This window comes from Celeribacter sp. (genome assembly GCF_048270365.1).
Lineage (GTDB): Bacteria > Pseudomonadota > Alphaproteobacteria > Rhodobacterales > Rhodobacteraceae > Celeribacter.
On record NZ_JBLWTA010000013.1, the window covers coordinates 31,147 to 42,702 of the forward strand.

At 59.9% G+C, this 11,556-nt stretch carries 11 protein-coding genes; 6 read left to right on the top strand and 5 right to left on the bottom strand.

Going from position 1 to position 11,556, the window contains the following annotated elements:
• Nucleotides 1–73 precede the first annotated feature (73 nt).
• On the bottom strand, nt 74–541 hold the full coding sequence (locus ACN0X0_RS16665) for an RrF2 family transcriptional regulator (protein WP_417280067.1): 468 nt from the start codon (nt 539–541) through the stop codon (nt 74–76).
• A gap of 216 nt (nt 542–757) precedes the next feature.
• On the opposite strand from ACN0X0_RS16665, the gene ACN0X0_RS16670 reads away from it, so the two are divergent.
• Entirely contained in the window at nt 758–1,384 is a 627-nt protein-coding gene (locus tag ACN0X0_RS16670; protein WP_417280068.1) for a hypothetical protein, read from the top strand.
• Between the two features lie 9 nt (nt 1,385–1,393).
• Here ACN0X0_RS16670 and ACN0X0_RS16675 read toward each other — a convergent pair whose 3' ends face one another.
• Nucleotides 1,394–3,037: an IclR family transcriptional regulator gene (locus ACN0X0_RS16675; protein WP_417280069.1), complete on the bottom strand. Its 1,644-nt coding sequence runs from the start codon at nt 3,035–3,037 to the stop codon at nt 1,394–1,396.
• Between the two features lie 188 nt (nt 3,038–3,225).
• Entirely contained in the window at nt 3,226–4,740 is a 1,515-nt protein-coding gene (locus ACN0X0_RS16680) for an aldehyde dehydrogenase (NADP(+)) (RefSeq protein WP_417280070.1), read from the bottom strand.
• A 214-nt stretch (nt 4,741–4,954) separates the two neighbouring features.
• Here ACN0X0_RS16680 and ACN0X0_RS16685 point away from each other — a divergent pair, with 214 nt between their 5' ends.
• The 4 genes from ACN0X0_RS16685 to ACN0X0_RS16700 all read left to right on the top strand — a co-directional run bounded on the left by ACN0X0_RS16685 (nt 4,955) and on the right by ACN0X0_RS16700 (nt 7,886).
• Nucleotides 4,955–5,764 (top strand): transporter substrate-binding domain-containing protein, encoded by an 810-nt coding sequence (locus ACN0X0_RS16685; protein WP_417280071.1) that lies wholly within the window; start codon nt 4,955–4,957, stop codon nt 5,762–5,764.
• A 73-nt stretch (nt 5,765–5,837) separates the two neighbouring features.
• A complete protein-coding gene (locus ACN0X0_RS16690) occupies nt 5,838–6,503 on the top strand; it encodes an amino acid ABC transporter permease (protein ID WP_226553834.1) in 666 nt (221 codons plus the stop codon).
• A gap of 14 nt (nt 6,504–6,517) precedes the next feature.
• A complete protein-coding gene (locus ACN0X0_RS16695; RefSeq protein ID WP_226553835.1) occupies nt 6,518–7,171 on the top strand; it encodes an amino acid ABC transporter permease in 654 nt (217 codons plus the stop codon).
• Entirely contained in the window at nt 7,164–7,886 is a 723-nt protein-coding gene (locus ACN0X0_RS16700; protein WP_417280072.1) for an amino acid ABC transporter ATP-binding protein, read from the top strand. The genes ACN0X0_RS16695 and ACN0X0_RS16700 overlap by 8 nt, the downstream gene beginning before the upstream one ends.
• A gap of 97 nt (nt 7,887–7,983) precedes the next feature.
• Here the strand turns inward: ACN0X0_RS16700 and ACN0X0_RS16705 are convergent, their stop codons facing one another.
• Both ACN0X0_RS16705 and ACN0X0_RS16710 read right to left on the bottom strand, forming a co-directional pair.
• Nucleotides 7,984–9,018, bottom strand: a complete 1,035-nt coding sequence (locus ACN0X0_RS16705; protein ID WP_226553837.1) for an Ldh family oxidoreductase — start codon at nt 9,016–9,018, stop codon at nt 7,984–7,986.
• Nucleotides 9,019–9,072: 54 nt separating this feature from the next.
• Nucleotides 9,073–9,717, bottom strand: a complete 645-nt coding sequence (locus ACN0X0_RS16710; RefSeq protein WP_417280073.1) for a helix-turn-helix domain-containing protein — start codon at nt 9,715–9,717, stop codon at nt 9,073–9,075.
• Nucleotides 9,718–9,867: 150 nt separating this feature from the next.
• On the opposite strand from ACN0X0_RS16710, the gene ACN0X0_RS16715 reads away from it, so the two are divergent.
• Nucleotides 9,868–11,547: an aconitase X gene (locus ACN0X0_RS16715; protein ID WP_417280074.1), complete on the top strand. Its 1,680-nt coding sequence runs from the start codon at nt 9,868–9,870 to the stop codon at nt 11,545–11,547.
• The last annotated feature ends 9 nt before the right edge of the window (nt 11,548–11,556 follow it).

Below are 11,556 nucleotides of genomic sequence, written 5' to 3' on the forward strand. Positions count from 1 at the left end.
CGTTAATAACGACAGGGTTAGTCGTGTTTTGCAAAGGAAAAATCACGTCTAATTTGATCGTGATTATAGAATATTATTCTCCGCCCCCAAGCCCCGGCAGGCCAAAGCGTTCGAGCGGTCGCGCCTCACGCATCAGATCCGACAGAGTGAGTGATTCGAGCATGAGGATATAGGTCGTGTAAAACCCCCCGAACACGGCACGCACGCTACAGCTCACTTCGTCCTTGCAGTCCTCGCAGCGCTGATACGCATTGCGAGACAAGCACGGAAACGGAGCCAACGGGCCGTCAATCAGGCGAAGCACCTCCGCCAAAGATACGCGCCGAGGGTCCTTGATCAGTTCGTATCCCCCATTTCTACCGCGACGGCTCCCGATCAGACCCGCCCGCTTCAGATCGAGAAGAATGTGCTCAAGGAAGCGTTTGGGGGCCCCGGATCGCTCCGCGATCTCTTCGATCCGCAGAGCCGTTCCATCCTGCGCCCGCTCATCGGCCAAGACCGTCAGAGCCTTCAGCGCATATTTTGTCTTTTGAGTGAGCATCGCGCCGCCCCTTGCACATATTACGACTAGATCGATCAATATTTACAAGAGATGGCGTCTCGGCGGAATCTGTTTTTTGCCGGGACGCCAGAGACCATGCCATGCACTTGGGCTCGCCTGACCTGCGCGCCAGCTCCGCGAGCGTGCTTGTGGAAAAATCTCCGCTTTCACCTTCTGGCAAGGTTGCGCGCTCACATATTTCCGGTCGCGTGGCCGATGTCGAACGGCGGCACATCTGATGTGAACCATCCGGGACGATATGGTCGCCGCTACAACGAGGGCGACGGCACCCTGCCGCGCTATTTCATGTTCTACCCGACCTCCGACATCGACGCCTTTGCGACACTCGCCGCCAAGCCTTGGCCTGAACATCCGGGTGGGACCTCGGATTGGTTCAACTCGATCCTCGATCAGTACCGCGACTCCTGGCGCAACACCTGTCAGCTTCTGGGTCAGATCGGCGGCGGCACGGGCGGTGTCGCACTTTCGGTGATCATGCCGATGGGGGAGAATCTGAAATCCATCGCCGTGGTGCAAGAGCTCTTGGCCGACCTGATCAAGATTCCCGAAGTGATCGCGGCGCGGCTCGGCGAAACGCTCCCTGAGATTGAACCGAACCGCCCGCCACTGAGCGCGGCCGATCCTAACGTCGCCGTGCTGGTGGTCGAAGGTTTTAACCGCGCGCGTCTTGCCCGCCGTCTAGTCCAGATTCTCGACCTGCTGAACGCCAAAGGCGTGGACACCGACAAGGCCACCTATGGTCTCTACAATCTGGCCTATGAGCTTCGTCACGAGGCGCTGGATGACCTTGAGGCCTTCGACGGCCATGCGCGCCGCTGGTAAGGGCGGTCGCTATTGAGCCGCGTTGCCCGCCTGATCCTCTTCTAGCAGGCAACGCGTGCTCGTATATCCCAAGTCGGCGGACAGCGTGCGCGTTGTCTTCAGAAGCATCGGCACAAAGACATCCTCGCTTTTTGGGAGAATGTAGGAATCGCGTCCGATGATGGTAAGGGCGAGCGCGATTTGTCCCGTATGATCAAAGACTGGCGCAGAAAAGGCGCAGACGCCCGGCACGGTGCCCGGACTGACCGTCGCATAGCCTTGGGCGCGAATGGCATCGAGTTTCTCGTCGTCCGGCACAAGCCTCGCGCCCACACGATAGCTGTCCGAAGGGTCGAATGTTTCGCGCTCAAGCGCGTCTCTGACGGCCTCAGGTGACAGATAGGCGGAATAGACAAGACCCGTCGCCGTCCCCCCCATGGAATACACCGTGCCCGGTCGCGTATCCATGCTGATCTGGCTGCCACTTTCATGGACCTGAACCACATTCGGGCCAAAGGACCCCCAGATCGCGACAGCCACATTCAGGCGCGTGGCCTTGGACAGCGCATGCGCGGCATCAGAGGCAAGGCGCATCGGATCGGTCATCCGCATGGAAGACATGCCGAGGTAAAGTGCGACACGCCCGAGACGATACCGCCCGTTGGCTTCGATTTGCTCGACGAGACCGATATTGCGATAGCTCGCGATATAGGCGTGGGCCTGCCCGGTCTCGACCCCCGCAGAGGCGGCCACATCGCGCAGCATCATCGGCCCGCTGTGTTCCGCAATCCCATGCAGCAACCGCGTCCCAAGATAGATGGAGCGCACACCACGCCCGGAGTCGCGTTCGATCGGTTCCTCAGCGACAGGCAGAGGGCGCAGCTCTTTCTTTTCAGGGGTGGTCACATCGGGAACTGTCCTGAGACGCGCGCTCAGGGCGCAGAGTCGCCTAGCCGCCTCACTGTCTCGGTCAATCGACAGGGTATCGTGGCCACCGATCAGCGTGATTGCAAATTCCAATTCCCCATTCGGGTCATGCACGGGGGCGGCGATGGTGTTCAGGCTCGGGAGCGGCGCCTTGGCCGTCGCCGAAAGGCCTGTTTCGCGAATATTATCCAGCAGCGCGTCAAGATCCACCTCATCACGGCTCGCGCCGAGCCAATCCCCTTTGCGCAGCAAAGTCCGCTCGTCATCTGCCCGCCCTTGCACCATGGGATCCGTGCTGAAGGCGGCAAAAACGCGGCCTGTGGTCGTCGAAGTGAGGGCAATCAGATCCCCCAAACGCAGATTCAAACCCGTCGTCCGTGGGCCGGGAATGATATGCACAGCAGCTGGGCCGAGCGGGCCAATCAGCGACAAAAACGCCATCACCCCCAATTCGGAGGCCATAGGGTGAAGCGCCTCGATTGCCGCCTGAATGCGCGGGTTCTCGGCCAACCATCTCACCCCCAGGTGAATCGCGAAATGACCGGTGTGATACAGGCCCGTTGCCGGGTCCTGATGCACGAGGCCCACATCTTTCATGCTGGTCAGATAGGCATGGCAGAGCGCGGGTTTCAGTTCTGCCTGTTCCGCAATGTCCCGGAGCATCATCGGCTCCCAAGCTTCCATGAGAGCGCTCAGAACACGCCCGCTGACCTCGATTGATTTGATTCCGCGGCCTGCGTTCGCCATGTAGGTCTGCTCGCTTCTACGACTTCTGCTTGCTGGAGGACGAAGAGAGCAGTGTCGCTCCTCAGTCCAAATATGCGCGCCGATTGCCAGCTTATGCGGCCATTCCCTGATGGGCAAGCACCGCATCGGCGCGGCGTTTCCCGGGACGTAAGATGCGCGCTTTTGGCGCGCATCTTGCAAGCCGTGATTTAGGCCAGATCGCGCGGCAAAACATCCGTCGGAATGTTCTGATAGCAGACGGGGCGCAGGAAACGGCGGATGGATAGGGTGCCGACGGAGGTGGCGCCGAAGTTGGTCGAAGCCGGATAAGGCCCGCCATGCACCATGCTGTCGCAGACCTCGACGCCTGTCGGGAAACCGTTGGCAAGCACACGGCCCGCCTTGCGTTCCAGCACCGGCAAGAGACGACGTGCGAGCGCCGCATCGCCCTCATCGAGGTGCAGCGTGACGGTGAGTTGACCGCTAAAGCTGCGGGCGACGCGGTCCATCTCGTCCGCGTCCTTGGCGACGACCACGAGACCCAGAGGGCCAAAGACCTCTTCGGACAGCGCGTGGTTGCCGAGCCAGTCGGAGGCGGCCACTTTAAAGAGGAACGGCTTGGCCTCGCGTTGGTCGCACATGTTGGTCAACAGATCCTGAACCCCCACCTGAGCGCCGATGGTCGCCGCACCGGAGCTGTAGGCTTTGGCGATGCCGTCCGTCAGCATGACCTGCGCGCCCTGTTCAGAAAGTGCTGCGCGGGTCGCCTCGACAAAGGCGTCGGCCTCACTGCCTTCGATCACCACGGCGATGCCCGGGTTGGTGCAGAACTGGCCCGCGCCCATGGCAAGCGAGCCCGCCCAGCCTTTGCCGAGCTCTGCGCCACGGGCCGAGATCGCCTCGGGCAGCATGAACATCGGGTTCACAGACCCAAGCTCGCCAAAAAACGGGATCGGAACCTCACGCTGTGCGCAGAGATCAAAGAGCGCGCGCCCTCCGGCGAGCGAGCCCGTAAAGCCCACGGCGGTGATCAGCGGGTGTTGGACCAAAGTTTGCCCGACGATGCGGTCATTGCCCTGCACGAGGGAGAAGACGCCCTTGGGCATGCCGCATGTCTCGATCGCGGCATGGATGGCTTCGGCGATGATCTCGCCGGTGCCGGGATGCGCATCGTGGCCTTTGACGACGACAGGGCAACCCGCGGCAAGCGCCGCGGCGGTGTCGCCGCCAGCCGTCGAGAAGGCGAGCGGAAAGTTCGAGGCGCCGAAAACGGCGACGGGACCGATGGGACGCTGCATCATCCGAAGGTCAGGACGCGGCAGCGGCTGACGATCCGGGAGGGCTTCGTCATAGCGGCGGTCGAGATACGCGGCGCTCAGGATGTGGCTTGCAAAGAGGCGCAGCTGGCCGGTGGTGCGCCCGCGCTCGCCGTTCAGACGCGCCTCGGGCAGGCCGGTTTCCTGCGTGCCGATCTCGGTGATCGCCTCGGCGCGGGCTTCGATCTCATCCGCGATGGCGTTCAGAAATGCGGCGCGGGCCTCGCGGGTCGTGTAACCATAGTCCCAAAACGCCTCTTCGGCGGCGTCACACGCGGCATTCACATGCGCTGGCGTGCCCTTGGAAAAGCTGTGCGACGGCCCCTGCGCGGGAGCCGATTGAAAGCGCGCGTCACCGGCAACCCAAGCGCCTGCGATGAGATGGTTGCCATGCGGGGTGAATGTCATGTCTTGTCCTTTTGTTACAAATGCCTTCGACCCCTTGTTCAGCGGTTATGAGGACCAAAACCTCCCTGAGACACGGAACCGATGAGCTGTCGCTCTTTGCGTGTGGCGTAACAATTTTTTTCTTTACGCGCTAGTATTTTTCTTATACGAAAATTCTTACCGAAAAATAGAAAATATACCTGTCTCAAACAGGATCAACAGAGAGGTCCAACTCATGAAGAAATTCGCCCTTACCGCTGTTTTACTCGCCACCACCGGCCTTGCCGGCGCTGCTCAGGCAGACAAGCTCGACGACATCATCGCGTCTGGCAAATTGCGGTGTGCCGTCGTGCTCGACTTCCCGCCGATGGGCATGCGCGACGACAACAACGAGCCGATCGGGTTCGATGTCGATTACTGCAACGACCTCGCTGCCGCTCTGGGCGTCGAAGCCGAGATCGTTGAAACCCCCTTCCCCGAACGCATCCCGGCGCTGATGTCCGGCCGTGTGGACGTGGGTGTCGCGTCGACGTCCGACACGCTGGAGCGCGCCAAAACCGTCGGCTTTACCGTGCCCTACTTTGCCTTTGATATGGCGGTCACCGCCAACTCCGAAACCGGCATCGACTCTTTCGAAGCCATGAAAGGCCACACCGTTGGTGCCGTCGCCGGGACCTATGAGGCGATTGCCCTCGAAGAATATGTCAACGCATGGGGCGAAGGCAGCACGTTCCGCCCCTACCAGACTCAGGCAGACGTCTTTCTGGCTCTCAGCCAAGGGCAATTGGACGCCACCGTCTCCACCTCGACCGTGGCACAGGCCACTGTGAAATCCGGCAACTTCGACGCCATCGAAGTCGTGGGCAAAGCGCCGTTCGACATCGACTATGTCGCTCTGTTCACCCGCCGCGATGAATACGGCTTTCTCAACTACCTGAACCTCTTCGTGAACCAACAGGTTCGCACCGGTCGCTATGAAGAGCTCTATGAAAAGTGGATCGGTGGCGAACTGCCGGACCTGACCGTTCAGGGCGTGTACCGTTAATTGACCCCGACATGTCAGGCGGCGCGGAACACCCGCGCCGCCTTTCTAATCAGCAAAGGGAAACATAGCGGACATGTTCGATTACACTTTCCAATGGAAGCAGGTGCTCGCACGGCTTCCGAAAATGCTGGACGGCGCCATGGTCACAATGGAGGTTGCGGTGCTGTCGATGTTGATCGGCATCGTCCTCGCCATTGTTCTGACCGTGATGCGCCGGTCCGGTTCGCGCCCGCTCGCCGCATTTGCGACCACATGGGTCGAAGTCGCACGTAACACCCCTGCCCTGTTCCAGATCTACATGGCGCATTTCGGCATCGCGAGTTTCGGCATTCATTTTTCGCCGTTCACCTCTCTTCTGATCGGCATCACCTTCAACAACGCGGGCTATCTCGCCGAAAACTTCCGCGGCGCTTTGAAAGCCATTCCCGAGACGCAAACACGTGCGGGCCGGTCGCTTGGCATGACGTCGAGCCAATCTTTCCGGTTCATCATCCTGCCGCAGATGCTGCGTATCGCCTTCCTGCCGATGACGAACCAGATGGTCTGGGCCATTCTCATGACCTCGCTCGGTGTCACTGTGGGGATGAACACCGACCTTTACGGTGTCACCCAAGATCTCAACGCGCTGACCTTCCGAACCTTCGAGCTGTTCGCCATTGCCGGTGTGATCTTTTACATCATCACAAAGGTCATCACCCTGGGGGCCCGCCTCGCCGCCGCGCGCCTGTTCCGGTATTGAGGGAGATTGAGACAATGTTTGATACCACTCTCTCACTCACGGACGTGATCTTCCTCGCCAAAGGCGCAGGGATTACCATTCTCGTCACTGCGATTTCCGTCGTTATCGGCACGGTGCTCGGCATCCTGTTCGGGATCATCCGTGTTCAGCTTGGTGCCGTTCTCGCCGCCCCGCTGACCTTCTTTCTCGACATTTTCCGGTCCGTGCCCCTGTTGATCCAGCTTGTGCTCGCCAATGCGTTCATGGGCATGGTGTTGCAATTGCAACTGTCGGGCTTCTTCGTCGCCTGCATGGTGCTGTCGCTTTATACGGCGGCCTATTGCGCAGAGATCGTGCGGGGTGGCATCGATGCTGTCCCGAAGACGACCCGGCGTGCCGCGCGCTCGCTCGGGATGTCTTGGGGCCAGGACATGCGCCATATCGTCCTGCCGCTCGCCACCCGCGTCGCCCTGCCGTCCTGGATCGGTTTGGCGCTCGGGGTGATGAAGGACTCGGCGCTCGTCTATGTCGTGCAGGTCACCGAGCTTCTGAAATCCACACAAATCCTCATCACGCGCCTGCAAGAGCCGCTGTTCCTGCTGCTGATATGTGGGGCGTTCTACTTTATTATCAGCTTCCCGCTTGCCCGTTTCGGCGGGTATCTCGAAAAAAGGTGGTCCAATGATTGAGATCCAAAATGTCCGCAAATCCTTTGGCCAGCTTGAGGTTCTCAAAGGCATCGACCTGAATGTGGCCAAAGGCGAGGTCGTCACGGTCATCGGGGGCTCCGGCTCCGGCAAATCGACGCTTCTGACCTGTATCAACGGGTTAGAGCCCATCGATTCCGGCAAGATCGTCGTCGATGGCACCGAAGTTCATGCCAAATCCACGGACCTGAACAAGCTGCGGCAAAAGATCGGTATCGTGTTTCAGCAATGGAATGCCTTCCCGCATCTCACCGTGTTGGAGAATGTCACCCTCGCCCCGCGCAAAGTGCTTGGCATGAGCAAGGCCGATGCCGAAGCCATCGCCGAGAAGCAACTCAAACACGTGGGGCTTGGGGACAAGTTATCGACCTACCCGACACGGCTGTCCGGCGGTCAGCAACAGCGGATGGCGATTGCGCGCGCTCTGGCCATGTCGCCGGATTACATGCTGTTCGACGAGGTCACATCCGCGCTCGACCCGCAGCTCGTCGGTGAGGTGCTTGAGACGCTCAAGATGCTTGCCGAAGAGGGCATGACGATGATCCTCGTCACCCACGAGATGAGTTTCGCGCGTGACGTATCCGACCGCGTCGCCTTTTTCCATCAAGGCATCATGGCCGAGATCGGGGCGCCGGAGCAGATTTTCGGGAATCCTCAACACGAAGAAACTCAAAAATTCCTGGCGAGTGTTCGCTAAACCGACGCGTCACATGCAAGAGTTGAGTGGCGCCTCGACAACATAAAAAGGCGCGGGATGTTGGTCCCGCGCCTTCATGTTTTCAGGACAGCCTCTCTCAGTCTGTTGCGGAGAGACCCTCGCGCAAGAAGCGATCGAGTTGCTCCATTTCGGCGGTGCTCAAAAGGATGCCATCGCGCATCGCCGCTTCGCGGGCTTTGAAACGACGTTCCGACGGCAGGCGTGCGCCCTGTGCCGGAATGGCGCTGAGCAACCGTTCGCCTTCCGCGATCGGGTCGCGCCCGGACCGCGCCGCGAAAGTCGTCGGGTCAAGCGCCAGAATGAGGGCCCCATGACGCGGCAAGAGATCTCCACCGCCCATGAAGTCCAACGCTTCCTTGCTCATGAATTCGCCAAGCAACGCGCCACTCAGCAATTCGATCATGGTCGAAATCGCCGAGCCTTTATGCCCCCCAAAGGTCAGCATGGCCCCGTCGAGCGCCGCCTCCGGATCGGTGGTCGGATGACCGTCGCGATCCACGGCCCAGCCTTCGGGAATGGGCGTGCCCGCGCGACGATGCAGTTCAATCTCACCGCGTGCGGCCACAGAGGTCGCAAAGTCGAAGACGTAAGGATATGCCCCGGCGCGCGGCCAGCCAAAGGCCATCGGGTTCGTACCGAGCAGGGGCTCTTTGCCTCCGGCGGGCGCCACAAAAGAATAGCTCGGGCACATGGAAAGCGCGGCGAGACCCTCTTCGGCGAGCGCCTCGACATCATGCCAAAGTGCCGAGAAATGCAGACAATCCCGGATCACCAGAGCCGCAAGCCCGGTGTCCTTGGCGCGGGCCACCAACGCATCTTTCGCGGCGTAAAAGGCCGGATTGGAAAACCCGCCATGCGCGTCGACTTCGAGCACGGCTTTGCCGCTGTCGACGACTTCGGGAACGGCGTCCGGGGTCACCTTGCCAGCGGCAAGAACCCGTAGGCAGCCTTCAATGCGGTAGATCCCGTGTGATTTGCAATTATCCCGTTCGCCGGCGACAATCACATGAGCCACAGCCTGCGCGTTTGCCGCCGTCAGGCCGTGAGATTGAAAGATCGAACGGACCTTGTCCTCAAGCGCTGCGACAGAAATGATCTGTGTATCGGTCATGTAGCCTCCTGCGGATATCTGAGAGTTTTCCACTGTATGTTCCACTGCGCGGCGTCAGCTGCTTTGGTTGGCAACGTCGGTATAGGTGCACGCCCAGAAGATTTTGGTTTCCGTGTCGTCGATCGCGCGAAGTCCATGTTTCAGGGTGCTGTCGAAATAGGCGCAATCGCCCTGCTCCAAGATCACAGGTTGATAATGCTCAACCACAAGCTCAACGCGCCCGGACAGCACATAGAATGTTTCCTCGCCGGAGTGTGATTCGAGCTCATCCTCGCGAAGGCTTTCGCGGCGCTCGACCGTCGTCACAAGTGGAATGATCTTTTTATCCGCCAAGGCGTTACACAAGACTTCATATTCGAAATTCTTGGCGCGAACGATCTGTCCCTGCCCGGCTTTGGTAATCGCCAACCGTGTCGTTTGATGCGCTTCATGATCTTCAGAGAAGAGACGCTCCATCCCGATGTCGTAGGCGCGCGCGATCCGCACCAGGTTTTCATAACTGGGTGAAACGCGTCCATTTTCGATCTTGTGAATGGTGGACAAGGCAACGCCAGAGCGCTGTGCCGCGGCATCCAAGGTCAAGCCTGCGGACTGGCGCACTGATTTCATACGCGCGCCAAGTTCGGCGCGGAGATGATGACGCTCCGCTTCCCAATTTGCCTCGGGATTTTGGTCGTCGCTTTTTTCCGTTTTCATCATAATTTTTCTTTTCTTACCATGTGTGATTGTTTAAGCATATATTTGCGCCAAATACAACGGCACGCAATGCGTGACGGGGTCGCGGAATAGAAAATGTTGCGAAATGCAACCACCCCCAACCACATGCGCTCTGACAACAGGAGGGTAGATATGCCAGATGTTATCGTCGCCGCCGAAGTCTCGGGGCCTCTGCTTCTCTGCGAAGAAGGCCTGAGCGTCTGGGGTGGGGTTGATCCCGCGACCGGTGAGATTATCGACGCGCATCATCCGCAGCACGGGCAATTTCTGACCGGTAAGATTGTCATGATGCCGACAAGTCGCGGGTCCTGCACCGGCAGCGGGGTTCTGCTTGGGCTCGCTTTTGCTCAGAACGCCCCTCATGCGCTGATTTTTCGTGAAAACGAAGACATCCTGACCCTCGGCGCATTGGTCGCTACCAAATTGTTCGACCGCCCTATCGCCGTCCTGCAACTTTCTGCGTCAGAGTATGACCGACTGTCCGAAGAGCCTGAGGTGACGATCCGTGAGGACGCGCTGATCGCGGGCGACATACGGTGGCCTCTGGCGAAAAAAAGCGCAGCGCTTGCGCTGACCGCAGAGGATGAACGTTTCCTCTCGGGCGCCTATGGCGAAGCGGCGCAGGTCGCGATGGAAATCATCACTACAATGGCCATGGCGCAGGGCGCCGCCCGACTGACCGATGTCGCTCGGGTGCATATCGATGGCTGTATCTACGCAAGCCCCGCGTTCCTCACCTTTGCACGCGCCATGGCCGACAAAGGCGGACGCGTGCGCCTGCCCACGACGATGAACGCGATTTCCGTAGATCATGCCAATTGGCGAAGCCAAGGCGTCGCCGAAGAGTTCGGCCTGCCCGCCAGCCAACTGGCCGATGCCTATGTCGAAATGGGCGCGAAACCCAGTTTCACCTGCGCCCCATATCTGCTCGCGGATAAACCCGCGCAGGGGGAAGACATCGCTTGGGCCGAAAGCAATGCTGTCATCTATGCCAACAGTGTCTTGGGGGCCCGCACCGTCAAACACGCGGATTTCATGGACCTTTGTATTGCGCTCACCGGACGTGCGGCCCAGACCGGCGTTTACCTCGACGCAAACCGCAGGACGCGGCGGATCATTGATGTTACAGTGCCGGAGGGGATCGACGATGCGTTCTGGCCAATGCTCGGGTGGCTCGTCGGACAAAAAGCACCGGATCGCATTCCCCTCATTCGCGGTTTGGAACACACCCCCCCGACGGAGAATGACCTGAAAGCCCTCTGCGCAGCCTACGGGACAACCTCCGCCGCGCCGATGCTGCATATCGCGGGCATCACGCCCGAGGCCGATCTGGCCCCTGCCTCCGACGCAGATCATGTGACGATTGGCCCCGCAGATTTTGCGCAGCTCTGGCAGGGCTTCAACCAAGGGGCGGCGAAGGTCGAACTCGTCGCCTTGGGCAGCCCGCATTTCTCGACCTCTGAGTGCACCGCTTTTGCCGATCTGATGGACGGCACACACGTGCATCCGGATGTCACGACAATCATCACACTCGGGCGTCAGAGCCTTGCAGAAATCACAGCATCCGGCGTCAAGGCGCGGCTCGAAGGTGCGGGCGTCAAAATTGTGCCGGACCTCTGCTGGTGCTCAATCTCCGAGCCAGTGCTCCCTCCCTCTGCCGAGACCTTGATGACCAATTCCGGAAAGTATGCACATTACGCACCTGGCCTGTCACAGCGCGCCGTCCGTTTCGGATCGCTGGCGCAATGCGCTGACACCGCCCGCACGGGCAAGGCCCCCGAACATCCCCCCTTATGGATCAAACCAGAATAACCACGGAGA

Coding starts and splice junctions, on each gene's coding strand:
- ACN0X0_RS16715 (WP_417280074.1), top strand. CDS start 9,868: ATGCCAGATGTTATCGTCGCCGCCGAAGTCTCGGGGCCTCTGCTTCTC.
- ACN0X0_RS16690 (WP_226553834.1), top strand. CDS start 5,838: ATGTTCGATTACACTTTCCAATGGAAGCAGGTGCTCGCACGGCTTCCG.
- ACN0X0_RS16700 (WP_417280072.1), top strand. CDS start 7,164: ATGATTGAGATCCAAAATGTCCGCAAATCCTTTGGCCAGCTTGAGGTT.
- ACN0X0_RS16705 (WP_226553837.1), bottom strand. CDS start 9,018: ATGACCGATACACAGATCATTTCTGTCGCAGCGCTTGAGGACAAGGTC.
- ACN0X0_RS16685 (WP_417280071.1), top strand. CDS start 4,955: ATGAAGAAATTCGCCCTTACCGCTGTTTTACTCGCCACCACCGGCCTT.
- ACN0X0_RS16675 (WP_417280069.1), bottom strand. CDS start 3,037: ATGGCGAACGCAGGCCGCGGAATCAAATCAATCGAGGTCAGCGGGCGT.
- ACN0X0_RS16665 (WP_417280067.1), bottom strand. CDS start 541: ATGCTCACTCAAAAGACAAAATATGCGCTGAAGGCTCTGACGGTCTTG.
- ACN0X0_RS16695 (WP_226553835.1), top strand. CDS start 6,518: ATGTTTGATACCACTCTCTCACTCACGGACGTGATCTTCCTCGCCAAA.
- ACN0X0_RS16710 (WP_417280073.1), bottom strand. CDS start 9,717: ATGATGAAAACGGAAAAAAGCGACGACCAAAATCCCGAGGCAAATTGG.
- ACN0X0_RS16680 (WP_417280070.1), bottom strand. CDS start 4,740: ATGACATTCACCCCGCATGGCAACCATCTCATCGCAGGCGCTTGGGTT.
- ACN0X0_RS16670 (WP_417280068.1), top strand. CDS start 758: ATGTCGAACGGCGGCACATCTGATGTGAACCATCCGGGACGATATGGT.